Genomic DNA, 23947 nt, shown 5'->3' with positions numbered 1-23947 from the left:
TGACTGTGCCCATCACGATTCCCGCGAATCGCCTCACTCAGTCACACGTCACTCGAGCCGGACAGCCTGCGGAACTCGACCGCTCCCAGAATGGCCCGAGGCAACAAGGAGGTCGTTATGTCCAACAAATACACCACCATCGATGTCATCGTGGGAGTGGGCCTCTGCGCCATCGTGTTCGGCGCGCTCCTGTTTTTCGTCGCGGCGACTGGCACCTTCCTGGTCGCGCCGGTTGCCTATACTCCGCTTGAACAACCGACGGGGATACAGGCCGGCGTGGCGATGCTCCAGCCGGCTCTTGGCCAGGCCATCGTCGAGCGTGCGATTCTAACCCGCCGTAGCAACCTGGGCATGGCCGAAGCCATCACTGAATGGAACAAGGCGACCATGGCCGAGCACAATCTGCAATCCATCCCCGGCGGGCCCTTCGGCTCGATCCTGCGAGATGCCGTGACCGTTCCTGATCACCATGCCGCCCGCGTCCAAACCGTCATGGGACGCGAGATCGTGAACTTCACGAAACGGGGCGTACGGAGCGAGATGCTGTCCGCAGATCAATACGTCTCACAATACAACGACCGTATGATCCGGACGGCCGAAGCCAGAGGGGAATTGCTGGACCGGGAGTTTGCTTCGACCTGGCAAGCCACGCTCGGACACCGCATCATTGCAGCGGCGCAGGACTATCGCAGCTTGAGCCTGTCGATCCAGGAACAACTGGGTCATGCCATTCTGCGGATGACCCATCTCCAGGCGACGTTGGAAGAGAGCTGGACCAAGAATGAATATCAACTGGCCAGTTTGATCGTCGCAGCCGTTCGGACCGATGCCTTGACGGACCGACTCACGCAACTTGCGATTACCGAACCCACGTCGGCGCCCCTGGTCGTTGCCACGCAGGACCAGGCTTCGTGGCCGCCAATCCCGGTCGGTGCCCTGGCTGCGGCGGCATTCGGCTTAGTGGCGATATTTTTCACAGGACTCACGATGGCCGCGACCATCCGGGAACAAAAGGCCATGGCTGAGATGAATCGCAACAATGCCCGGTGGGTCTATCGCATCGCCGCGTAACGCGGGAGGAAAGGAGACGCAGAACAGGGAAGCCGGTCCCAGCGAAGGCGTGCCGGAGATCCGTGGATACGGCGGATCCCGGCGCGCGCATGTGGTGATGGATACTCGGGACGACTATGAAGAAAGCTGGACCTAGAAAAGGCCTGGGGGCCTAGCGGGTCAACCACGACCGGTTGCGCAACGTGATCAGCGCGTAGGGAAATATCCAAAAGAGACTGAAGAAGGAAAAATAGCCATACAGCACTCCGTACAGGAACTCGCGCGAGCGCTCACTGTGAAGAAAGTACAGCGTATAGGACAGTGACACCAACCCTATCGACAGCAGAAGGCGGAGAATCGTCCAGGGGTCTTGCAGGCTTAGATAAATCATGAGGACGAGGGAGCTATAGGCGACCGGGTAACGCAGGTTCGTGACGGTGGTTTCGATCAGGGTCAGGACCATCGCCGGAAACGGAAGCGTCCACATAATCTTCCACAGTCTGATTTCTTCCCGGATATAGCTCCGCTCCCAGCGCAGGAACATGTTGCAGAGGATCCTGTAGCGTTCCGGAGCCAATGTATGGACAACGGCAGTACGTTGGTACACAGACTTGTACCCAGAGGCCAGGACGTCGTTCGTGAGCGCACGATCTTCGCCGATGGTGCAGGCTTGACCAAGAAAACGCTGCCGGAGCCATGCGGGTACCAGAGGCTTGACCACCGATGCACGATAGGCCGATAGGGCTCCCGGGCAGCAATACACGGTGCCGTATGAGGACTGCGCACTCCGCAGAAAATCGAAGGACAGCACAAACCGGACATGGAGCATGCGAGGCAGCAGTCCACGGAATCGGTTCAGCACACAGACTTTCCCCGCCACCACGCCGACCCGCTCGTCTCGGAACGGACCTGCGATGGCCAGAAGCGCCCCCTGCTCCACGAGACTGTCAGAATCGACGGTCACAATAATGTCTCCCGCCGCTCTCTCAAATCCGGCGGCGAGCGCAGCACGTTTTCCTTGATTGACCGGCAACCGCACCGCTCGCACGAGATTACGGTGCTGTTGCGCCGCCAGGCTCACATGCGTCCAGGTGTCGTCCGTGCTGCCGTCATCCACGACGATGATGTCCAGACGATCGCGAGGATATTCGGCCCGCACACAAGCGTCCACCGCTTGCCGAACCATCGCACCTTCATTGTAGGCGGGAATCACCACGGATAGCCTGGGAGCCTGCTCGCATTCGACCGGAGCAACCGGATGATACCGCAACCAGAGGAGGGTACGGACCGCGAGAAGCACCATCCCCATGGTGAACCACAGCAAGCTCGGCCTCGCAATGACGGCGGCCCAACCCTGGATCGACAGCGACTCGGCAAGCGGGTCAAAGACTTCATGGCCGAAGCGAATCACCGTGACGATCACGATCCCAAACAGCATGATCGTCCCGATGATGAAACGCGAGTCGATATTGAACCACCGGTTCCCGTCGTCCGATGAATGAGCGAGGAGCACCGATGGGGAGGAAGGATTGATCGTGAGAGGATCCATATAGACGTCGTCCCAACGCTAAAAGACAGGGGCCAGAACCGATAAAACTACGTGGCACCGTGGCGATCTGTCAAGAGTGCGAATGTGGCTCAATCATACTCCGCTGACAGGTGATCGTCGTATCGGAGACATCTGACCTCTCGGATGGATTGGCTGTTCTTCGGTGAGATACAGGATCCGTCGCTCGTCCGTCCGGCAAGACCGGCGAGCAGGTCGTTACTGTGGCTTGACGTTGGCCGTGCTGCCGGAGACCGGCAGGGAGGTGAGGTTCTTCTTGGGAATCACCGCCGTACTCGAACAGATGGCGGCATCCTTGTCTACGTTACGATCCATAATCCGGACCTCGGACAGCACCTCGTTGACCAGTCCTTCGCGGACGATTTCGATATCCTGTTCGGCCTCTTTCCCCGTCCGTTCACGAATACGATCGGTCGACCGCTCTGTGACTTTCACGCGGATGAGTTTCGAGAGTTCCACCCGTGCAGCCAGATCGGCGGAATGCTGACAGAGAGAGAGTCCTTTTGAAAGGTTCCCATATCCGGTTGCTCGGACATACCCATCATCGGATTGTTGAATTTCGGCTAAAGGAACCTGGACATAGGCCTTCTTGGTCGAGGCTTGCCCGGAAGGCTGGTCCGCGGTGGCAGAAGACTGTGGCGGTGAGGACGTCTCAGTGTGAACCAGGGGTTGTTCCTGCGCATGTAACTGTTGAAACGCTTTGTCCGCATGCTGACGCACGGCGTCGGGATTAGGGGGCGGCACTGGCGACGTCGAGCAGCCGGAGAGCCATACCAGGCTGCCCCACAGCAATACGATGCCGCTCGATCGTGTGGGCCGGAGACTCTGTGCGCGCATTGTCATCTGCTTCTCCCGTGCAATCTGCTAACGTGTCGTCGTCACCGCTCCACTCACGCCTTGCTCAGTCTGCTGGACCGATCCCGTACGCATCCGTAGGAACCAGAGCCGCAACCAGTCCATGTAGAGATAAATCACCGGCGTCGTGTAGAGCGTGAGGAGCTGACTGACGAGCAGGCCGCCGACGATCGCGATGCCGAGCGGCCGGCGCAGTTCCGATCCCACCCCTGTCCCGACGGCCAGAGGCAGTGCCCCTAGCAACGCCGCCATGGTCGTCATCATGATCGGACGGAAGCGCATCAAACAGGCTTCATAGATCGCCTCCTCCGGGGGCTTCCCCTGTTTCCGCTCTGCATCCAAGGCGAAGTCGATCATCATGATGGCATTTTTTTTCACGATCCCGATCAGTAGAATGATGCCGATGAGCGCGATCATGCTCAGCTCCGTCTTGAAGAGGAGCAAGGCGAGCAACGCGCCGACGCCCGCGGACGGAATAGTGGAGAGAATCGTGAGCGGATGGATGTAGCTCTCGTACAGAATCCCCAGCACGATGTATACCGTGACCAGTGCGGCAAGGATCAACAACGGCTGATTCTCCAACGACGCCTGAAAAGCCTTAGCCGTGCCTTGGAAACTGCCCCGGATATCGCCCGGCAGGCCGATCTCCCGCATGGATTGCTCAATTGCCTGCACGGCTTCCCCGAGCGAGGCCCCCGGCGCCATATTGAACGACAGCGTAATCCCGGGAAACTGTCCCTGGTGGTTGACGGATAGGAGCGTGGCGGTAGGCTCATAGCGGGCGATCGCGCTCAAGGGGACCTGCGCCCCGGTCGGCGATCGCACAAAGATGTCGTTCAAGGCGGAGGCGTTCTGCCAAAACTGCGGCGCAACCTCCATAACGACGTGATACTGGTTCAGCGGGGTATACATGATCGAGACCTGCCGTTGGCCGAAGGCATCGTACAGGGTGTCGTCAATGAGCTGGGGACTCAGACCAAGACGGGAGGCGGTGCTACGGTCGAAGATGACGAGGGACTGCAGGCCCTTATCCTGCTGATCACTGTTCACATCCACGATTTGCGACAGGGTGCGGAGCTTTCGCTCGACCTTCGGTGCCCAGGTGCTGAGTTCGCCTAGATCGACACTCTGCAGCGTGTATTGATATTGCGCGCTGCTGGCACGCCCGCCGATCCGCAAATCCTGGACCGCCTGGAGATAGGTCGGCGCCCCGGGCACTTTGGCGAGTTTACCGCGGAGCCTGGCGATCACTTGATCGGCGCTGAGCTGTCGTTCTTCGAGCGGCTTCAAGGATATAAACATGCGCCCGGTATTGGTCGTGCTTCCGCCGCCGCCGGAGAATCCCATCACATTGTCCACGGCAGGATCATTCTTGATGATCCCCACCACTTCGGTCAGTTTTTGACGCATGGCCTGAAACGAAATATCCTGTGACGCCTGGATATTACCGCTGAGGCGGCCGGTATCCTGTTGGGGGAAAAACCCTTTGGGCACGATCACATAGAGGTAGATGCTGAAACCCATGGTGACCAGCGTCACAGCCAACATGCTACGCGGATGCCGCAGCACCCAGGCCAGACTCGTCTCATAGCCGCCCCGCATCCCCTCGAAGAACCGCTCGCTGACCCGGTACCACCACCCATGGGGTGTGGCCTGTTGCTGCGTGAGAAGCCTGGCACACATCATGGGCGTCGTGGTCAACGACACGACGAGCGACACAATGATGGCCACGGAGAGCGTCACCGCAAATTCGCGGAACAGCCGCCCGACCATGCCGCCCATCAATAAAATGGGGAGGAACACCGCCACCAACGAGAGACTCATCGAGAGCACCGTAAAGGTGATTTCCTTTGCTCCGCGCAACGCCGCCTCGAACGGCGGGATGCCCTGTTCGCGATACCGGCTGATGTTCTCCAGCACGACGATCGCGTCGTCCACGACGAAACCGGTGGCGATCGTGAGCGCCATGAGCGAGAGGTTGTCGATACTGTATCCGCAGAGGTACATGATGCCGAACGTGGAGATGAGCGACACCGGCACCGCCACGATGGGCACGAGGGTCGCCCGGGCGCTCCGGAGGAAAATGAACACCACCAGGATGACGAGGACCACGGAGATGATCAGCGTCCGTTCGACGTCATGCAGCGATGCGCGAATGACCGGCGTCCGGTCCATCACCACCGAGAGCGCCATGCTGCCGGGAATGGAGGCTTCAAGTTGAGGGAGCAGGGCGCGCACCCGATCTACTGTTTCGATGATGTTAGCCCCCGGCTGCCGATAGATAATGACGAGGACCGCCGGCTTGCCGTTGGCCATCCCCGTTGCCCGCAAGTCCTCGACTGAGTTTTCGACAGTCGCCACGTCCGATAGTTGCACTGCCCGGCCTTGCCGGAAGGCCACGACCAGTGGCATGTAGTCCTCGGCTGTGTGTAGTTGATCGTTGCCTCTGATCTCCCACGTGCGGGCTCCATCTGTCAGTTGACCTTTCGGACGATTTACGTTGGTGCTGCTCAGCATCCGGCGGACGTCGCCCAACCCGATCCCATACTTATTCAGCGCAGTCGGATTGAGGTCGACGCGGACAGCCGGAAGCGAGCCGCCTCCCACGTTCACCTGCCCCACTCCCTCCACCTGCGAGAGCTTCTGCTGAAGAATGCTCGACGCGGCATCGTACATCTTGCCCCGGCCGACGATCTCCGAAGTCACGGCGAGGATCAGCACCGGCGCATCGGCCGGATTGACCTTTCTATACTTGGGATTGCTGGGAAGAATGGCCGGGAGGTCGGCGCGCGCGGCGCTGATCGCCGCCTGAACATCACGGGCGGCGCCATCGATGTCGCGGCTCAGCTCAAACTGCAAGGTGATACTCGTGGCCCCGAGCGTGCTGGTGGAGGTCATCTCGGTGACGCTGGCGATGCGCGTAAATTGACGTTCCAATGGAGCCGCGACCGAGGTCGCCATGGTCTCGGGGCTCGCGCCCGGCAGATTTGACGTCACATTGATCGTCGGAAATTCCACTTCCGGGAGAGCCGCCACAGGAAGGAGTTGGAACGCAACCAGTCCGATCAGCGTGATGCCGATCGTCAGCAACGTGGCCGCCACCGGTCGTTGAATGAAGGTCGCCGAGATGTTCATGCCGAGCTCTGGTCTATGACCTCAGGACCGGTTATCGAGGATCGGCGCTCTCCGATCCGTCGCGCCAGTCGGTCGAATGCCAGATACACCACCGGTGTCGTATAGAGCGTCAAGACCTGGCTGACGATCAACCCGCCGACAATAGCAATGCCCAGCGGGCGGCGGAGCTCGGACCCGACTCCCGTACTCATGGCCAGAGGGAGCGCCCCCAGTAACGCAGCCATCGTCGTCATCATGATCGGCCGGAACCGCAAGAGGCAGGCCTCATAGATCGCCTCCTCCGGCTGTTTCCCGTCTTTCCGCTCCGCCTCCAGGGCAAAGTCGATCATCATGATGGCGTTCTTCTTCACGATGCCGATCAGCAGAATGATACCGATCAGGGCGATCACACTGAACTCAGTCCGGAAGAGCATCAGGGCAAGCAGCGCCCCGGCTCCCGCAGACGGGAGGGTCGAAAGGATCGTCAAGGGATGGATGTAGCTCTCATACAGCACTCCGAGCACAATGTAGACGGTCACGAGCGCCGCGAGAATCAGCCAGGGCTGGTTCTCCAGCGAAGCCTGGAACGCTTGGGCCGTGCCTTGAAAACTCCCACGGATGCTGGGCGGCAGCCCGATTTCTTGTGCCGCACGCTCGATCGTCGTCACCGCGTCGCCGAGCGAGCTACCCGGCGCGAGATTGAACGAGAGCGTGACGGCGGGGAACTGGCCCTGACGGCTTATAACCAGCGGCGTGGACGTTTCCGTGACCTGCGTGAACACGTTCAATGGTACCTGTCCGCCGCTCAGTGACCGGACATCGAGGAACTGCAACGCGTTTGGACCCTGCTGAAACTCGGGCATCACCTCCAACACGACGCGATACTGATTTAACTGGGTGAACATCGTAGACACCTGCCGCTGACCGAACGCGTCGTAGAGGGTATCGACAATCACTTGTGGCGTGATGCCCATGCGTGCCGCCGTGTTGCGGTCGATGACCAACATGGACGCCAGCCCCTGATCCTGCTGGTCGCTGCTTACGTCGCGCAATTCGGGCAGCGTCTGCAGGGCCTCGACGAGTTTGGGCGCCCACCGGTTCAACTCCAGCGGGTCTGCATCTTCGAGGGTATATTGGTACTGCGTCCGGCTCACGCGATCTTCCACCGTGAGATCCTGAACTGGCTGCATGAACAGCGCGATTCCTTCGACCGTCGCCACTTGCGCTTGCAGACGGTGGATGACGTCGACAGCACTGATCCTCCGCTCGGCAAGAGGCTTCAAGTTGATCTGGATGCGCCCGCTGTTCAACGTGCTATTGGTGCCATCCACCCCGATAAAGGAGGAGAGGCTCGCCACGGCAGGATCGGTCAGAATGTTGGCGGCCAGGGCCTGCTGCCGCTCAACCATTCCTGCGAACGAGATCGACTGAGGGGCTTCGGAGATTCCCAGAATGACTCCCGTATCCTGCACAGGGAAAAACCCCTTGGGCACGACGATATAGAGCAGGACGGTGAAGATCAGCGTGCCTCCTGCCACGGCCAGCGTTGCCGGCTGATGGTTCAACACCCATCGCAATGTCCTGCCGTACGCCGCGATGGTCCGATCGAACAGATCCTGGGAGACGCGATAGAACCTGCCCTCCTCCGACTTCGGGGTATGGCGAAGCAGCCGCGCGCACATCATCGGCGTCAACGTCAGCGAGACCACGGCTGAGATCAAAATCGTGATGCTAAGGGTGATGGCAAACTCGCGGAACAGCCGGCCCACCACGTCGCCCATGAACAGGAGGGGAATCAAGACGGCGATGAGCGAGACGGTCAGAGAGAGAATGGTGAACGCGATCTGCTCCGCCCCCTTGAGGGCAGCCTGCAACGGCGAGTCGCCTTTCTCGATGTATCGTGAGATATTTTCGATCATGACGATGGCGTCATCCACAACGAAGCCTGTGGAGATTGTAAGTGCCATCAAGGTCAGGTTGTTCAGGCTGAACCCCATCAGATACATGGCTCCGAGGGTGCCGACCAGCGACAGAGGGACGGCCGCGGCGGGAATGACCGTGGCGGACAGGGTCCGTAGGAAGAGAAAAATCACCATGATCACCAGCGCGACCGCCAGCATCAGCTCGAACTGCACGTCACGGACCGACGCGCGAATGGAGATCGTGCGATCGGTCAACACGGTGACCTGGACCGACGAGGGCAGTGCACTTTGCAACTGCGGCAATAGTTTTTTAACCCGGTCCACGACATCGATGACGTTGGCCCCAGGCTGACGCTGGATGTTGACAATGACCGCAGGCTCCTCGTTCATCCAGGCCGCCTGCTTGACGTTCTCCACATCGTCGATGACATCGGCCACGTCGGACAAATGCACCGGCGCACCGTTGCGATAGGTGATGATCAGGGGCTGATATTCTTTGCTCGTGAGGAGCTGATCTGTCGCGTTGATGATGGAAGCCCGTTTCGGTCCGTCAAAGGCGCCTTTCGCTTGATTGACGTTCGCAGAAGCCACGACGAGGCGCAGGTCTTCCAGCGTGAGTCCATAGGCCGACAAGGCTCTGGGATTCGCCTGGATCCGCACCGCCGGTCTCTGTCCACCGCTGATGCTCACGAGTCCGACCCCGGACAATTGGGAAATCTTCTGGGCGAACCGCGTCTCTGCAAGATCCTCCACCTGAGACAACGGCAGAGTGTGCGACGTCAGCGCCAGCGTCAGGATCGGCGAATCCGCCGGGTTGACCTTGCTATAGACGGGCGGGCTCGGCAAATCGCGGGGCAAAAATGTAGACGCGCCATTGATGGCAGCCTGCACCTCCTGCTCGGCGACGTCCAGATTCAATTCCAAGCTGAATTGCAGGGTGATGACCGAACTGCCGCCTGAACTGCTGGAGGTCATCTGGTTGAGACCGGGCATCTGCCCGAACTGGCGCTCCAAGGGCGCCGTGACCGAGGAGGCCATGACGTCCGGACTTGCGCCAGGATAGAAGGTGAGTACCTGAATCGTGGGATAGTCGACTTGGGGAAGAGCCGACACCGGCAACTGACGATAGGCGACAAAGCCGGCAAGCAGAATGGCGGCCATGGACAGGGCCGTTGCCACCGGTCGCAGGATGAACAGACGGGACGGGTTCACGACCGCTTTCCTCTCCGCGGATTTTCTGCCCCTTGGGACGGTTGATCGGGCCCGCCTTTTCCGGGCGAGCCGCTCTGACCCTGGACCTCTACCTTGCTCCCCTCGCGCAATTTCTCTGTACCATCGACCACGACAAGTTCGTCGGGTGCCAGGCCCGTATTGATGGACGTTTCATCGCCATGGGAGACGCCCACCGTGACCTGCCGCACGCCCACCGTCTGGTCGGCATTCACGACATAGACGAATGTTCCCTTCGGCCCCCGTTGTACGGCGGCAGAAGGCACGACCGTGGTCCCGCGCTTAACGTCCAATAGGAGACGCGCGTTGACGAACTGATTGGGGAACAGCTCACTGTCGTCGTTCGGAAAGACCGCTTTGAGCCGCACCGTACCAGTATTCGGATCAATTTGATTGTCCACCGTCAACAACGTCCCTGTGGCCAGCTTTCGCTTCTGCTCCCGGTCGAACGCCTCGACCGACAACGGCTTCCCGGCTTTGAGTTTTTCAAGCACGGGGGGAAGACTATCTTCGGCAATGGTGAATATCACAGTAATCGGTTGAAGTTGCGTGATGACCAGCAATCCGTTCGCGTCGCTTGTACGAACCAGGTTGCCCTGATCCACGAGGCGCAACCCGATGCGTCCGTTAATGGGAGCGGTGATGCGGGAATAGGTAATCTGCAATTTGGCGTTGTCGATTTGTGCCTGATCCGTCTGGACCATTCCCTCGAGCTGGCGGACCAGTGACTCTTGAGTATCCAGTTGTTGCTTGGGAATAAACTCTTGCTGTAAGAGTCCCCGGTATCGTTCGAGATCGAGTTGGGCATTTTTCAACTGCGACCGGTCACGCGCCATCTGTCCCTCGACCTGGGACAGTTGCACATGAAATGGACGTGCATCGATTTCAGCCAGGAGGTCTCCGCTGCGGACGATCTGGCCCTCTTTGAACCGGACCTGCATTAATTGCCCGTCGACGCGACTTCTCACCGTCACAGTATTGAGCGGAACAACCGACCCCAGTCCGTTGAGATAGACGCCGATATCACCTGTTTTCGCAGTCGCGGTCAGCACTGGTACCGTCCGCGTAGCCTGGGGATTTTGCCCTTGGCCGGCGGCACGTAATGGCGTCTCATCGGACTTGGTTAACAGGGCATAGAGACCGACGGCAAGCACACAAGCTACGAATAGCCCGAGCAGCCAACGCTTGAGCACCTTCGCGAAACCAATAGACTCTTGCATCTCGTTCTTCCTCGGTTCTTGTCTACCCGTAGCCTAGGCAGGCTACGACAGGCCCATCACATCAATCGACCACATTCCTACTTCGTTCATTTCAACCGTTCCTGGGCCGGTTGCAAATAGTCCCGAGAGGCCTGCCAACGCCGCTGGAGTGTGGCATAGAGCTTATCCAGCTCTGCCTGCTGTCCTGCGGACAACTTCGTCTTGATCTCGGCCATCCCACGGGTCAGCGCCTGTTCCACTTCAGGCTGGTGTTGAAAGCGCACCTGCAGAATTTCCACATGAGTCCGTTTGACGATCGGTTCGATTTCGGCTTGTTGTGCCGAGGTCAAGGCCAACTCGTGAATCAGACGTTTCATGATCCGCTCCTGTCTTGCGGCCGGGCCTCGGTCCCATCGATGGTCCTGTTCGTATTGATGATAGAGCGTGGTGCCGGCGATGCCCATCAGCGCTCCCGCGATGAACAAGACAAGGAGTCCGCCCCATAATTTTCCTGGCACCATGACTGGTTCCTCCTCCCTAGGCCCGCTTACTCGACGAGAGACACCGTCGCATCGAACTCACTCGACATCAGTGCGGTCAGTTCGACTGCGTCTCCGGTGGCATAGAACAATACGGACCCGGTGAACACCAGGGCCAAGACGGCAGCCACCGTGGCAGTTCTCCATACGAGCCGATCGAGCCTCAATGCCGTCTTCAGCGACCCCTGCTCTGCGGCTTCCAGGCGGATAGCCCTCATGACTTGGAGGTTCCAGTCGACACCGAGCGAAGGCTCGTGACGCGCGCGATGGGCCTCCGCCAGCGCACGCGCTACCTTACTGATATGTTCATCACTGATATGTTCATCATCGCGTCGCGTCATGTTCCTGTCGCAGCCTTTCGAGTAAGAGTGTTTTGAGCATCTGCCGAGCCCGATGTGCCCGCACCTTTACATTAATCAAGCTCCATCCCAGCAGGCCTGCCGCATCGCGAACGGAATAGCCCTCAAGATGGACCAGCGTCAACACGAGACGGTTTTCCGCCGATAGATGACCCAACGCCCATTGTAGTAGCTCAGCCGCTTCCTGCTGCCTGGCCTGCTCACGAAACTGATCTTCGGATTCTGCCGCCAGCACATGATCCATCCAGGCCTGGTGTTCCGTGGTCAAGGCACTGACGGGCAGTGCCTCCCGCCGCTTCGATCGCCAGAAGTCATAACAGGTCCTGACCGTAATGCCGGACAACCAATGCTCGAACGGGGTCTTTCCAGAAAAACTCGACAGGTTCGTATAGGCCCGGACAAAGACATCGTGCGCGACCTCCGCTACGCGGTCGGACGGCACATGCCGATTCGTCATCCTGGTCACGTGCTGCTGATACCGTGCAATCAGTTCCGCAAAACGATCGACCTCTCCGCCCAACACCAGTCGGATAATCTCACAATCGTCAGACACCAGAGTCTGCACTCCCATGAAGCCAGGGCACTCCACCGCCATCTGCCCGTACGCCCCATCATACCCCATCGTGGAACATGACCACATCAGTCCCCCGGCACACCGTCGTCGTGGGGCCCCCTTCGTCCATGACTTAGCCGGTCTGCAGACTTCCCTCTGGTTCATCCGACGTGCATTACGATGCCGAGTTCGTATTCCCGGCTGCCTGGGCATGATCAGTCGCTTCCATTCCCTGGCTGCTGAACTGGCGCGCACGATGGGCCTGTTTCATCCGGTCATGACTGGCTTTCTGTTTCTCGCGTTGTTCGGGAGTCAAGACAGCGTAGAAATCACGTTTCGCTTTGATCCTTCTAAAACTCAGCTTGGCTGCAAACGATTCCCGCTCGTTGACCTTGGCTTCGATGACGGATAGCTCTGTCTTCTCATCCATCACCAGTGCCCTAAGCTCCCGTTCCGCTATCTGCACATCCGCATAAGCACGGATCCTGGCGCGGTCCTGGTCAAGAGCAAGGCCCTTCAGTTTGACAACTTGCTCGTCCGTCAGGCCGAGGTCCTGCTGATGCCTGAGGAGGTGGCGAAGGGTGTGGGATGTCCATCCTGCGTCACTCGACATGCCAGGCCAAGCCATGCCGAACACATGGCCATCACCCCTGCAGGCCGGCCCCCCGTCCGCCCAGGCAGGTGTCATCGTTATTCCCAACAGCACCGTTCCCCCCGCGACCCCGAGAAGCATTTTCATTCCACCATTCATAGGAGCCTCCTTGGTAATAGAACGGACCTTCTTGACCAACGTGCCACGGTGAACTTCACCGCTTCATCTACCTAGTCGCTTCGGCAAGGGAAAAGGTTACATGCATAGGCTAGACGAAGCAGAGACGGCGAATGGCGAGTGACTTTCATGCCTGCGAGATGTGAGCTCGCCGTTCAAGGGAGATTGGAGCCGCGGCGCACATGCCTTAGGAGTGAGGCCATTTCAATGCTTGGATGGAATGGATGCGCGATGAGACGCGGACTGTATCGTCCGCTTACGGGTGGGATTGGGGATGCCGATTGTTACCGCGGTATCTCGATACAGAAGTCACTGCCGGAAACCGTCGTGGGTCTGAGATTCTTCTTTGGAATCGCTGTCGGGCTCGACAATGAAGTCCACTACCACCAGGTGATCCATCCAAGCTCGCTCGCTTTCCCCTCAAGGAGGCGTCCTGGTTGGTTCCCAACTGCGCGCGTCGAACGAGGCCCTTCTGAGGGCGCGCGTTCCGCGAGCAAAGGGAACCGACCAGGACGCCCTCTCCTACGTCTCCATCATCTCCAATCGCGCATCGAATTCTTGCCCGCAGGCCAGGCAACGGATGCAATCCGACTCGACCGTCAACTCGTCCGCCCGGATCCCCATGCCTCCACAATTAAGGCACCGAGCGAGGTGGACCTTCTGATCGTCCACGGTTTCGTATTGCGTGCCACGAAGACAATAGACCGGCTTCCCCTCAAGCAGCCACGGGTTACCCGCGTTGTCGACTACCGGCAACGTTACATAATGATGGTTCACGTAGTCTTCGAGTTCATGTCGGTTGGCGAACCCGTCCTTGATCAGCTTCCCCCCGACCACCTCGTAGATCCCGTTCTCTTTCACGATTGCCTTGGTTGGCCCCATGTCGCACCTCCCGTTCTGATAAGAGCGAATGGCTGATCGCTGATGGCATGAACAAGAAAGACTTCTCGCAAGACGAACTGCATTGTACGAACGGCGAACAACCTATCGTTACACCACGCCCGAATAGTATCGAAGAATGTTGCTCACGGAAATCACACCGATGATCGCTCCATCCTGTGTCACGGCCAAATGCCGCGTGGCCTGGTCCTTCATCAGCCGTACGGCATCAAGAATCGATTTCTCGCCATCGATCACCACCAGCGGACTCCGCATACAGGATTTGACGAGCGTCGTATTGGGATCCAGCCCCTTGGCGACCACCTCGCGGGCCAGGATCGAATCGGTGATGAAACCCACGTAGGACTGGCGATCCGTGACGAGGAGCGAGCCCAGCTTCCATTGCTGCATCAGCTGCCCCGCGTCGCGCAGGCTGGCATCGTGCGACACGTTCCTGATTTCAAAGGCCATGTGTTCGGCAACCTGGGGGCCTGTGAGGACCTGCCGACCCGTCTTGTGTTTCTTCGGTTCGTCGGACCGGCGCGCCTCCAGCTCGGAGATACAGGTTTCTAAGACCCGGCTCCGCTGCAAGAGACTTTGCCGCAGGCTGTCCATGCCCGTGCCTTCCGGCGCCTCATCCGTCATATTCACCAATCCACCAGCCTCGCCTACCTCTGCATATTCGTAGGTCTCCAACGACTCGGAGGTCTCCCCCAGCAGATCCGCAATCAATCGCTCTGTTTCCAGATCGAATTCATCCAGGCTGCGCGTTGGGATGCCCTTCCCCAGATAGGGCGCGAAATCGGCAAGTTGCTTGCGCAATCGCTCGATGCTGCGATCAAGAGAGACTCGTGGCTTCTTGGGAGTGGTGCGCGTCCGGTCCATAGCACCTCCTTATGATGATGTAACTGGCGAGAATGGCCAATCTTACCCCTGCTGGATCAGCAAGGGCAAGCGGCCAACAACAGAGGAGGGAGATTTCGTAAGGAACGCGCGAGTCTCAGCCGTGGAAGAATGTCAAAAGGCGAGGTAGTGACAGGGACCGAATGTCCGTCGGCATCCAACCAGATACAGATGCCCCAGCGACTCCACCTGAACGGGTTTGCTCCATCGGACCTCAAACACGTTCACCGTCTTGCCCCATCCAAAGCGGGAGGTATGGACTTCGATCGATTGTGTATTCTGAGGGGCCTTGCCCATGATCAGCAGGATTCCCTCCGTGCTGCGGTTCAAGGTAACGGCCTCTCCCTGTTCAATCACGACGGACTGGTCATGATCGGCTTCGAGTACCTCATAGGTACACAAAGACCGATACTCGACGCGCACCTCGCCACGGCGAGCCGGAGATGTGATCGTCGCCGACATCAGGGCAGAGGCCCGATGGAAATCGATCTCTTCGATATGCTGCTCCTGCTCGATGATCGCCGAACTGAGAGAACGCATTGCGTCGAGAGTTTGCGTCGCCATCTTCAGGCCTCCAGTCTTGTTACGCGAGGTGATTGTCTTCTGAGTTTTGAAGAGAGAGCAAACACCGTACCGCACAGCAGGGAGAGCCGACCGCCTGATTATGAGGCATTTTGATGTATCGCCCCTGTTCCTGATTGAAGAGGCCAATCCCTACGAAGGGATGCGACTGCACCATTCGGGATCGAAATCACTCTATCTCATCGATTTCACAGAGATCTTCCTGCTGTAGTGACCTCCCTACAACTTCAGAGGGATTCCTACACTGCAGGATTCGTGATCATGGAATGGGGACAATGGGCGGGCCAGCCCGCCAGATTGGAAGAATGGCTAGACGGAAGGTATGGCGTGAAGTGCGATGAATCTCTTGAGTTGCAAGGCACCCGTGAACGTCAGATGCATGAATTCTAATCCGAATGTCTGTTCCTTCGCCCATCGGACCGTGGCGCGCTCAACGGCGACAGGTGCGAGCTGTTTCGGTAGCTGCAACGTCACCATCACCTGATCTCCCGGCCTGATGGAAGCTTCGCTCGACACACGGGCCCCCTTCATCGATACGTCGTAGACCACACCGATTCCAAGGCTGTCCTTGTTGAACCAGCGTGTCACGCCTTTTCGGGCGATTGAACAGGTAAAGGGGATCGGAATGCGGAGCCTGGCATGCTCGCGAAAGTTAATGAACTTATCTTTCCCCGCGCTGTCGTTTTCCATATGTCGCCTCACCTTCATGAGGCACACTGTACACAAGGTCCCACTGATCGAGAAATGATTTGTGGATTTCAGGACAATTCGCAGGGGAGTCCACGCAAGAAGACCTGGAGTAGTCCCCCGTAATCGCTTGTGAGGGAACGAAGGGAATACGGCCGGATACCCGGCTGCACGCCTTGTGAAAACCTACGCTGTATCGGCTCGAATGACTGGCGGAATAACCTTCTCAACCCAAGAAACATGCAGTTGGTTGCCGATCGCCTGCCACGGTAGCATGATCGACGTGGAAGAGATCCTGACTGGCGACCGCTCATGAAACCTCATGACCGATCCGCGCATACAACCGAAGCGACAGGGTCAGCGGAGAAAGAGGAACCAGAGATACAGCGTACTCATGAGTACCGACGCCACCATAACGGGAAACCCGAATCTGAAAAACTGCCAGAATGAGATGGGATAGCCGGCTTTACGCGCGATATCCACAATGACGACGTTCGCGCTCGCGCCGATGATCGTGCCGTTTCCCCCCAGACAGGCTCCGAGGGCCAGAGCCCACCAGAGCGGAAGAATGTCCGGCTGATGCACCAAGGTGGTGTAATCAGAAATCTCGGGGTGCAGCGACCGGGCGAGGTCCACGATCAGCGGGTTCATCGCCGCGACATAGGGAATGTTATCCACCGCGGCAGAGAGGAAGGCCGACCCCCAGAGCACGGCGATCGTGGATCCTGCAAGGTTCCCCCTGGTCACCGCCACCAGCTGATCCGCCAAGTAACGAATCACGCCGACCTTGACCAATCCGCCGACCAGGATAAACAACCCGATAAAAAAGAAGATGGTTTTCCATTCGACGTCGGTGAGATACGATAACTCCTCGATATCATCCGGCCTCCGTCTCGCATGACCGATCAGCATGAACATACTCGCGCCGAGGAGCGCAATCGTGGCCGGCTCAAGATGAATGAGTGAATGCAGACAGAACCCCACGTTCACGATCCCCAGCAACCAGAGGCAGCGGTACAAGAACGGTCGATCCGTCACCGCTTCCCGAGAGCTCAGCCCAAGAACTGCGGTTCGAAGATGCGGGGCCACGGTCATGGTTCGACCGAAGATGACCCACAGCACCGCCATGAACACGACCATGATCAACAGCGCGATGGGACCCAGGACCACCAGAAAATCGAGATAACCCAAGTCGGCCTTACTGGCGATCATGATATTGGGCGGATCGCCGACCAGCGTCGCGGTCCCGCCGATATTCGACGCGAGCGCCTCCGTCACCAGGAATGAAATGGGATTGAGTTCCAGACGCTTGGTAATAGACAGCGTAACCGGCGCCATAAGCAGCACGGTGGTGACGTTATCGAGCATGGCCGAGAGCCCGGCCGTCAAGAGCGACAGCAACACCAGCAACCGAAACGGCTTCGCATCGGCCCGCTGCGCGGCCCAGATGGCGAGGACCTCGAAGAGACCGGTCTCCCGGACAATGTTCACGATCACCATCATCCCGATCAGCAAAAACACGACGTTGTAGTCGACCCCAAACTCATGGGAATAGAACGCCTCGTCTTGCGACACCACCCCGAGGCTGATCATCAATGCCGCCCCGAGCAACGCCACAATGGTCTTGTGCATCCGCTCAGTGATGATGACCAGATAACACACGCCAAAAATGAGCAGGGCCAAAGACACAGAAGACATTCAATACCTCTTGCGACCTAAAGAAAGATGGAAACGTGGAATCCTTCTCGCATTATCACGGGACCACTGCTGCTATGCAACGAAAGTCGGCGTCGTGGCAGAGTCGCCGTGGCCCTACGCGCCGGCAGTCGAGTCGGCCAATCGGGCGGCATGACGAAGGGCCTCGAGTCTGGTGGCATAGTGATGCCCCGGTCGTAGCAGCTTCAGGACCCCGAATCCCTCCAGCGCCTCCTGCACGGACGGCTGCGTCCCCACAAGGATGAGATGTTGGTGATGGGCCTGAGCCATCCGAATCATATCCTCCACCGACAGGGCTGCCGAGCCGTCGATAGCAGGGACCTTCGAGAGATCCAGCACGACTACAGAAAAACTCTTCCAACGGGCAATGCCCTCAAGACGGCGGACCATATTTTTGGCCGACCCAAAACTCATGGGGCCACCGATATGAATGAGAACGATCTTCCCTTCCTGACGCCCGAGCACAGAAGCTTCCTCATCGGTGAGCGTGGATTCGCCGTCCCTGTTGGTGATGACCCTGAAATTCATCAATTCGAGATCGGCCATCTGTTTGACGAACAGCACGCTGGCGAGTACCAGGCCGACCGCGACCGCCATGATGAGGTCCGCCAACACGGTCATGCTACAGACCACCAGCATGATCGTCACATCCGCGCGTGGCGCATGAAAGACATGTTTCAGAAAGCGCCAGTCGATGATATCCACGCCCACTTTCATGAGAATGCCCGCCAATACTGCGAGCGGAATCCGCTCCGCCAATGGCCCGAGCCACAGGAGCACGGCAACGAGCACGAGCGCGTGAAAGGCTCCGGAAATAGGGGTGCGTCCCCCACTGCGAATATTGACGACGGAGCGCATCGTGGCGCCTGCGCCGGGCAACCCTCCAAACAGACCGGCCACGGCATTGCCGATCCCCTGCCCGATCAATTCGCGGTTGGAGCCATGCTGGGTGCGCGTCATGTTATCGCAGACCAGCGAGGTCAGCAGGCTGTCGAGACTGCCCAGCATCGCCAGCACGATCGCTTCCTCGATCACGATTTTCACGGAATCGAGATGCAGACTGGGGAGTACAGGCATGGGGAAACCCGTTGGAATGGGTCCAATGACGGCCGCGCCAGGGAACAGAACCACTCCCAGCACCGTGCCCACGAGCAGCGCGATCAACGGCGGCGGGACAACTCTCCCCACCCGCTCCGGCGCCCCATACATAATCGCCAGCGAGAGCATCCCCAACACCAGCGCATCCACCACAGGGTCGGCAACGAACGACGGAAGCATCGCCAGGGTGTTGAGGACGTCTCCCGACTGGGGTGCATGGCCGACGAGCGGACCGGCTTGGAGAATGATGATGATCGCCCCGATCCCGCTCATGAACCCGGAGATGACGGGATAGGGGAGCAGCGCGATGTACTGCCCGACCCCGCTCAAACCGAGCAGGATCTGTAGCCCGCCTCCTAAGATGACCGCAGAAAAGGCCAGCGACGGTTCCTGTCCAAACTGCGCAATGAGTCCAGCCATGACGACCGTCATCGGGCCGGTCGGACCCGACACTTGGGCCGGGGTCCCGCCGAACAATGACGCAAAAAGTCCGACAAAGATGGCGCCATACAACCCGGCGATTGCGCCGGCTCCGGACGCCACCCCGAAGGCCAGCGCTAACGGCAGGGCGACAACCGCGGCGACGAGGCCACCATAGAAATCGCCACGAAGATTGTTGAAGTAGAGCCCATGGATCAAGGGCACCGTGCGTTTGCTCCAATACTGCTATGGGTTGTCGAATCAAGCTCGACGGTGAGAGTCCATTACATCAGTCCGTCCACGCCCTGCGCTGAGCTGGGAAGAGACGGAAGCGATGAACGGCATTACTTCGCGCAACAACTGGACGAGTCGGATGCGCCCTCGGAGGGAAGGAGACGGTCGAGCAGGAAGTAGACCGGACAAAATCCCGTGAGGCCGCTCTGAATCAGCGTGACACCGATCACCGCCGGCAGAATCAGCCAATGAGCGCTGACGTAATGCCCTAACGCGACTCCAGCCGTCACGACGATTCCCACGATCGCATCGTGAATGCGTCTCTTCTGGTTCATGCTTCGCCCTCCTCGGTGGAAGATACTCCGGCGCCGCTCCTAACAAATCACGATGCCACCTCGACGAGCAGGCTAGACCTGCTGCAGAATCCTGTCAATATCGCAGCGGTCAGAGCCTGTGGGTGGTGCCTTCCTTCGTGATCCGCTCTCGGTCGCCGTCCTATCGATTCAGTCTCATTTGAAATATTACGCCGTGAACCACGGCGGGCCGCTGACGCGCTGCGCCCCTTCAGCAACAACTGTCTGCGACCGCTGCACAGACGGCCTTGCCTCACCTTGTCGTAAATGCCGCCGTTGCCTGTCTATGCCACAAAATCTTCAACGAACGATGGAGCGGACTCACCAAAACTGAGGTGTCACTCGAGGAGGAATTCGTCGATGTCCGTTGCAGAGGGAACGAGAGCATCAGAGCAATAGATACCCCCGCCCTTGTCCTTCCACAGCCCAAGTCATTACAGACGAGAGGCTCGTGTGTTAAGGATGACTCCCTCTGAACTCACCACCGATACCTGCCGGAACCGAGGGAATGTAGTTGGGGTCTAAAAAATCCCCTCTGGCCGCATCATGCGCAGGGCTCGTTCCCCAGCCCCTCACATAGAGAAGCGTCAGCACCGGTTCGGTTGCCAATCGCAACGTCCCCGTGACTCGGCCCGCCACCGTCATCCTCGCCCAATGTCGATACCCGCCAGGAATTTGATTCTTGGGTACCACCACCCAATAATGGCCGGCTTCAAGACCGTCTATGTCCACGGGACGATGGGGGACATAATCCCGGTCCAGCGGCCGGTTCTTCACGCGCAGCCACAGATACTGTTCCTTCTCTTCTTCCTCGACGATCGTCCCCCCCAGCAGCAGGACCTTCCCTCGGTACATCTCCGGTTGGGCATTCAACGAGGTCAGCGTCACGCCCGGCTCAGCCATCTCGACATATTGCCGCGGCACTTTGGCACAGCCGACGCACAAAATCGTCAGACCGATGGCCACTATCGTAGGCCTGGCCCAGCCTAGATGAAGAGCAGATCGTGTCATGGAATCCTGTCCCAGGGTCTGTGAGGTTTCACGCGCGATTTCAGACATGCGGCGACGCTCAGGGTTCTGAGCCGCTCAATCAGGCCTACAGGCCTTCAGGCATTCGGTAGAAGACGGTCCCATATTCCCGACTCAGAATCAAGGTGGAGAACCGAAGAGAAACGCAACAGATAAGGAGAAATTGGATGGCTCCTCACACTCGAATTCGCCATACTGCGCTAGGCACACTATGGAATCACCGGCATGACGTGGATCGTCTATATCGTGGAATGCTCGGACGGCAGTCTGTACACCGGCATCACCAACGATCTCGCACGGCGAGTGGAAGAACATGGGACAGGCAAAGGCGCCAAATACACGAAACACCGCGGTCCGGTCACCGTACGATATACCGAGCGTCAGGACAGCAAAGGCGCAGCGCTGACACGTGAGGCCGTGATCAAAGTACTCCGCAGAGGAGACAAACTGGCACTGATCGCCGCTCAGCCCCCGACCGAACCATGCCGCACCGACCCTCTGATGAAAACGGTCCGATAGCCCGGCTGACAGCACTGACACATCGACAGACTGTTGGTCAGCGTGACCCGGGGACCATTCCACTGTCCGGAATCTGTACCGCGATGGAGAGGGCATGCCCGTCGGACGCGACTTGTGCCGCGATCTTATCCCCGGTTTTCAATCGTCCCCCCGCAACGCCCGTGACCTTCGTCTCGGCGGTCACGCGCACGCGCAATTCCCGGCCGGAGACTTCCTTCACAATGACTTCATCGCCTTCCCAATACATCACATCGGCCTTGACCGCAGTGGTGGCAGCCGGCTGAGCCTCCTCTGCGGCTAGGACCGGAGTGACGACGGCAAGGGCAAGAAACAGAGCAAGAAGAATGGGCATGATGAATCCTCCTTCTGCTCCTAGATTACTGGCAGCTCGAATCGCTGTCAATCGGCTGACCTCGTAGCCCTCCAGGCCAGTGCCATGGCAAGCAGCAAGAGAACCGACGCAAGAAAAAACGGCGCGCCGGGGAAATGCAGGGACGTGCTGAGCGAGGAATCTGAACGGATGAAGAACGCGAAGGTTTGCGTGAAGAGACTGGGTCCGATGAGACCGGCAATACCGGAGAGGCTCGCGATGGCCCCTTGGAGCTGGCCCTGTTCCGAGGCGCTCACCCGGCGGGTCATGAAGAATTGCGCGGACGGACCGGCCATGCCCCAGAAGGCCATGACTGGAATACCCGCGCAATAGATCCACCCGTTGGGCGCGAAACCATATATCGAAAACCCGATGGCGCCACAGACCAATCCCGCCAGCAGGGTCCTGCGCTCCCCGAACCACATCGTCAGAGGCTTGATCAGAACACCCTGCACCAGCATCGTGCTGACACCGGACCCGGCCAACATGAAACCGACCGCTGTCGCATCCCAACCATACCGATAGCTCACATAGAGCACGGCAACACTGGGCAAGATCGCATGCGCGAGATAGCCGATGAACACGACGGCAGCCAAGCTGAAGAGTTCGCGGTGCGATCGCAGCAACACAAGCGAACCGACCGGATTGGCCCGCTTCCACGCAAAAGCCCTACGCTTCTCGCGCGGAAGCGATTCCGGCAGGACAAAAAATCCGTAACAGGCATTTACCAGGCTGGTCGCCGCTGCGCCCCAGAATGGGAGACGCGGGTCGATCACTCCAAGCAAACCACCGACTGCAGGGCCAAGCACGAAGCCTAAGCCGAAGGCCGCACCGATCATCCCGAAACCGGCGGCTCGTCTCTCCGGCGGCGTCACATCGGTGATATAGGCGCCGGCGGTGCTGAAGCTGGATGAGGCGATGCCGGAAATGGCCCGACCCACGAAGAGCCAGGTCACGTTCGGCGCGAGTGCCATGAAGATGTAGTCGAGGCCGAGTCCGAGATTCGACAACAGCACGACCGGCCGCCTTCCGAAACGATCCGACAGCGCGCCTTGAATCGGTGAACAGACGAACTGCATGAGTGCCCAGGCCGTGCCCATCAGGCCGTACATCACGGCCGCCTGTGCCGTGTCGCCCCCCATAAAATCCTCGACGAGCTTCGGCAAGACGGGAATGATGATCCCGAACGAGAGCACGTCGAGCATGACGGTGATGAGGATGAAGAAGATCGCAGCTTGCCGGGGCTGAGTCGGTGTAGCAGATGGAGCGATCGTCACCAGTCGGCGCCCAGTCGATCGATGACGATCTGATGCACCACGGAATATTTTCCCAGGGTCGCCAGGTAGACGGCGGTCTCCGCGACATCGAAGGGATCGATCTTCTCGCTCCGGAGAATCTCTTCCGAAGAGGCATCCACGAGTTCGTCGGCCACGCCTCCTGGACAGATGGCGCTGACTTTAATGTGATGCGGCCGGCCTTCGTCGGCCAGCGATTTTGTCAACGCCTGAACCCCGTGCTTCGAGGCGCTATAGGCGCCGGTGCCGGCCCAGGCCTGCAGTCCAGCGACGCTCGACATATTGATGATCGTGCCTCCACCCTGCCGCTTCATCTGTGTGAATCCCGCCCGGCAACAGAAAAACGTGCCGCGAAGATTCACACTCATCACCTCGTCGAAATCCTTCGTCATCGTGTCCGCGAGGCGCTTGCCGCCGAAGATTCCGGCGTTGTTGACGAGAATATCCAGCCGCCCATACCGCGTGACCGTCTCCTGGATCAGCCGTTCCACCTGGCGTTCATCGGCCACGTCGGGCTGAATAGCCCAAGCCTCGCCACCGTCTTTCACAATCTGTGCGACAGTCTGTTCGCAGAGCGCCATCCGTCGTGCCGCGACCACAACCCTTGCCCCTTCGGCACCAAACCGCAGTGCGATCGCCTTGCCGATACCGCTACTGCTGCCAGTCACAATCGCGACTGTATTTGTTAATCGCTGCATGGGATCA

At 58.9% G+C, this 23947-nt stretch carries 22 protein-coding genes; 2 read left to right on the top strand and 20 right to left on the bottom strand.

Features of this window, described 5'->3' with window-relative positions; genetic code table 11:
- The first annotated feature begins 117 nt into the window (after positions 1-117).
- Positions 118-1071, top strand: coding sequence for a hypothetical protein (locus Q8N00_05415; GenBank protein MDP2382224.1), 954 nt, complete (start codon positions 118-120; stop codon positions 1069-1071).
- Positions 1072-1222: 151 nt separating this feature from the next.
- Here Q8N00_05415 and Q8N00_05410 read toward each other — a convergent pair whose 3' ends face one another.
- The 17 genes from Q8N00_05410 to Q8N00_05330 form a co-directional block, all read right to left on the bottom strand.
- Positions 1223-2599: a glycosyltransferase gene (locus Q8N00_05410; GenBank protein MDP2382223.1), complete on the bottom strand. Its 1377-nt coding sequence runs from the start codon at positions 2597-2599 to the stop codon at positions 1223-1225.
- A gap of 216 nt (positions 2600-2815) precedes the next feature.
- On the bottom strand, positions 2816-3460 hold the full coding sequence (locus Q8N00_05405) for a hypothetical protein (protein ID MDP2382222.1): 645 nt from the start codon (positions 3458-3460) through the stop codon (positions 2816-2818).
- 21 nt (positions 3461-3481) lie between these two features.
- Positions 3482-6607 (bottom strand): multidrug efflux RND transporter permease subunit, encoded by a 3126-nt coding sequence (locus tag Q8N00_05400; GenBank protein MDP2382221.1) that lies wholly within the window; start codon positions 6605-6607, stop codon positions 3482-3484.
- Positions 6604-9720, bottom strand: coding sequence for an MdtB/MuxB family multidrug efflux RND transporter permease subunit (locus Q8N00_05395; GenBank protein MDP2382220.1), 3117 nt, complete (start codon positions 9718-9720; stop codon positions 6604-6606). Before Q8N00_05395 ends, Q8N00_05400 begins: the two co-directional genes overlap by 4 nt.
- Complete coding sequence (locus Q8N00_05390) at positions 9717-10958, bottom strand: MdtA/MuxA family multidrug efflux RND transporter periplasmic adaptor subunit (protein ID MDP2382219.1); 1242 nt, start codon at positions 10956-10958, stop codon at positions 9717-9719. The genes Q8N00_05395 and Q8N00_05390 overlap by 4 nt, the downstream gene beginning before the upstream one ends.
- Before the next feature lie 86 nt (positions 10959-11044).
- Complete coding sequence (locus tag Q8N00_05385; protein ID MDP2382218.1) at positions 11045-11458, bottom strand: hypothetical protein; 414 nt, start codon at positions 11456-11458, stop codon at positions 11045-11047.
- A gap of 26 nt (positions 11459-11484) precedes the next feature.
- Positions 11485-11817, bottom strand: a complete 333-nt coding sequence (locus Q8N00_05380) for a hypothetical protein (protein ID MDP2382217.1) — start codon at positions 11815-11817, stop codon at positions 11485-11487.
- Positions 11801-12406: an RNA polymerase sigma factor gene (locus Q8N00_05375; GenBank protein MDP2382216.1), complete on the bottom strand. Its 606-nt coding sequence runs from the start codon at positions 12404-12406 to the stop codon at positions 11801-11803. Before Q8N00_05375 ends, Q8N00_05380 begins: the two co-directional genes overlap by 17 nt.
- Before the next feature lie 157 nt (positions 12407-12563).
- Positions 12564-13139 (bottom strand): Spy/CpxP family protein refolding chaperone, encoded by a 576-nt coding sequence (locus Q8N00_05370; GenBank protein ID MDP2382215.1) that lies wholly within the window; start codon positions 13137-13139, stop codon positions 12564-12566.
- A 540-nt stretch (positions 13140-13679) separates the two neighbouring features.
- Positions 13680-14039, bottom strand: coding sequence for a hypothetical protein (locus tag Q8N00_05365; protein ID MDP2382214.1), 360 nt, complete (start codon positions 14037-14039; stop codon positions 13680-13682).
- A 108-nt stretch (positions 14040-14147) separates the two neighbouring features.
- Positions 14148-14921, bottom strand: coding sequence for a CBS domain-containing protein (locus Q8N00_05360; GenBank protein ID MDP2382213.1), 774 nt, complete (start codon positions 14919-14921; stop codon positions 14148-14150).
- Positions 14922-15053: 132 nt separating this feature from the next.
- On the bottom strand, positions 15054-15503 hold the full coding sequence (locus tag Q8N00_05355; GenBank protein ID MDP2382212.1) for a hypothetical protein: 450 nt from the start codon (positions 15501-15503) through the stop codon (positions 15054-15056).
- 327 nt (positions 15504-15830) lie between these two features.
- The gene (locus Q8N00_05350; GenBank protein ID MDP2382211.1) at positions 15831-16211 is read right to left on the bottom strand and encodes a PilZ domain-containing protein; all 381 of its coding nucleotides are present in this window, start codon (positions 16209-16211) and stop codon (positions 15831-15833) included.
- Between the two features lie 354 nt (positions 16212-16565).
- The gene (locus Q8N00_05345; GenBank protein MDP2382210.1) at positions 16566-17906 is read right to left on the bottom strand and encodes an ArsB/NhaD family transporter; all 1341 of its coding nucleotides are present in this window, start codon (positions 17904-17906) and stop codon (positions 16566-16568) included.
- 114 nt (positions 17907-18020) lie between these two features.
- On the bottom strand, positions 18021-19667 hold the full coding sequence (locus tag Q8N00_05340) for a SulP family inorganic anion transporter (protein ID MDP2382209.1): 1647 nt from the start codon (positions 19665-19667) through the stop codon (positions 18021-18023).
- Between the two features lie 119 nt (positions 19668-19786).
- Positions 19787-20011, bottom strand: a complete 225-nt coding sequence (locus tag Q8N00_05335) for a DUF2892 domain-containing protein (GenBank protein MDP2382208.1) — start codon at positions 20009-20011, stop codon at positions 19787-19789.
- 474 nt (positions 20012-20485) lie between these two features.
- Positions 20486-21040, bottom strand: coding sequence for a Slp family lipoprotein (locus Q8N00_05330; GenBank protein MDP2382207.1), 555 nt, complete (start codon positions 21038-21040; stop codon positions 20486-20488).
- Positions 21041-21283: 243 nt separating this feature from the next.
- Here Q8N00_05330 and Q8N00_05325 point away from each other — a divergent pair, with 243 nt between their 5' ends.
- On the top strand, positions 21284-21577 hold the full coding sequence (locus tag Q8N00_05325) for a GIY-YIG nuclease family protein (GenBank protein MDP2382206.1): 294 nt from the start codon (positions 21284-21286) through the stop codon (positions 21575-21577).
- Between the two features lie 37 nt (positions 21578-21614).
- Here Q8N00_05325 and Q8N00_05320 read toward each other — a convergent pair whose 3' ends face one another.
- Genes Q8N00_05320 through Q8N00_05310 form a run of 3 tightly spaced genes read right to left on the bottom strand, consistent with a single transcriptional unit; the run spans position 21615 to position 23940 of the window.
- On the bottom strand, positions 21615-21929 hold the full coding sequence (locus Q8N00_05320) for a hypothetical protein (GenBank protein MDP2382205.1): 315 nt from the start codon (positions 21927-21929) through the stop codon (positions 21615-21617).
- Between the two features lie 47 nt (positions 21930-21976).
- Entirely contained in the window at positions 21977-23224 is a 1248-nt protein-coding gene (locus tag Q8N00_05315; GenBank protein ID MDP2382204.1) for a TCR/Tet family MFS transporter, read from the bottom strand.
- On the bottom strand, positions 23221-23940 hold the full coding sequence (locus tag Q8N00_05310; protein ID MDP2382203.1) for an SDR family oxidoreductase: 720 nt from the start codon (positions 23938-23940) through the stop codon (positions 23221-23223). Before Q8N00_05310 ends, Q8N00_05315 begins: the two co-directional genes overlap by 4 nt.
- Between the last annotated feature and the right edge of the window lie 7 nt (positions 23941-23947).

It is taken from the genome of Nitrospirota bacterium (genome assembly GCA_030684575.1).
Taxonomy (GTDB): domain Bacteria; phylum Nitrospirota; class Nitrospiria; order Nitrospirales; family Nitrospiraceae; genus Palsa-1315.
This window is presented reverse-complemented; position numbering and strand designations above follow the sequence as displayed.

What these genes read in the sequence shown, in the direction of transcription:
- Q8N00_05415 (MDP2382224.1), top strand. Translation starts at nt 118, where the DNA reads ATGTCCAACAAATACACCACCATCGATGTCATCGTGGGAGTGGGCCTC.
- Q8N00_05410 (MDP2382223.1), bottom strand. Translation starts at nt 2,599, where the DNA reads ATGGATCCTCTCACGATCAATCCTTCCTCCCCATCGGTGCTCCTCGCT.
- Q8N00_05405 (MDP2382222.1), bottom strand. Translation starts at nt 3,460, where the DNA reads ATGACAATGCGCGCACAGAGTCTCCGGCCCACACGATCGAGCGGCATC.
- Q8N00_05400 (MDP2382221.1), bottom strand. Translation starts at nt 6,607, where the DNA reads ATGAACATCTCGGCGACCTTCATTCAACGACCGGTGGCGGCCACGTTG.
- Q8N00_05390 (MDP2382219.1), bottom strand. Translation starts at nt 10,958, where the DNA reads ATGCAAGAGTCTATTGGTTTCGCGAAGGTGCTCAAGCGTTGGCTGCTC.
- Q8N00_05385 (MDP2382218.1), bottom strand. Translation starts at nt 11,458, where the DNA reads ATGGTGCCAGGAAAATTATGGGGCGGACTCCTTGTCTTGTTCATCGCG.
- Q8N00_05380 (MDP2382217.1), bottom strand. Translation starts at nt 11,817, where the DNA reads ATGACGCGACGCGATGATGAACATATCAGTGATGAACATATCAGTAAG.
- Q8N00_05375 (MDP2382216.1), bottom strand. Translation starts at nt 12,406, where the DNA reads ATGGGAGTGCAGACTCTGGTGTCTGACGATTGTGAGATTATCCGACTG.
- Q8N00_05370 (MDP2382215.1), bottom strand. Translation starts at nt 13,139, where the DNA reads ATGAATGGTGGAATGAAAATGCTTCTCGGGGTCGCGGGGGGAACGGTG.
- Q8N00_05365 (MDP2382214.1), bottom strand. Translation starts at nt 14,039, where the DNA reads ATGGGGCCAACCAAGGCAATCGTGAAAGAGAACGGGATCTACGAGGTG.
- Q8N00_05360 (MDP2382213.1), bottom strand. Translation starts at nt 14,921, where the DNA reads ATGGACCGGACGCGCACCACTCCCAAGAAGCCACGAGTCTCTCTTGAT.
- Q8N00_05355 (MDP2382212.1), bottom strand. Translation starts at nt 15,503, where the DNA reads ATGGCGACGCAAACTCTCGACGCAATGCGTTCTCTCAGTTCGGCGATC.
- Q8N00_05350 (MDP2382211.1), bottom strand. Translation starts at nt 16,211, where the DNA reads ATGGAAAACGACAGCGCGGGGAAAGATAAGTTCATTAACTTTCGCGAG.
- Q8N00_05345 (MDP2382210.1), bottom strand. Translation starts at nt 17,906, where the DNA reads ATGTCTTCTGTGTCTTTGGCCCTGCTCATTTTTGGCGTGTGTTATCTG.
- Q8N00_05335 (MDP2382208.1), bottom strand. Translation starts at nt 20,011, where the DNA reads ATGAACCAGAAGAGACGCATTCACGATGCGATCGTGGGAATCGTCGTG.
- Q8N00_05330 (MDP2382207.1), bottom strand. Translation starts at nt 21,040, where the DNA reads ATGACACGATCTGCTCTTCATCTAGGCTGGGCCAGGCCTACGATAGTG.
- Q8N00_05325 (MDP2382206.1), top strand. Translation starts at nt 21,284, where the DNA reads ATGACGTGGATCGTCTATATCGTGGAATGCTCGGACGGCAGTCTGTAC.
- Q8N00_05320 (MDP2382205.1), bottom strand. Translation starts at nt 21,929, where the DNA reads ATGCCCATTCTTCTTGCTCTGTTTCTTGCCCTTGCCGTCGTCACTCCG.
- Q8N00_05310 (MDP2382203.1), bottom strand. Translation starts at nt 23,940, where the DNA reads ATGCAGCGATTAACAAATACAGTCGCGATTGTGACTGGCAGCAGTAGC.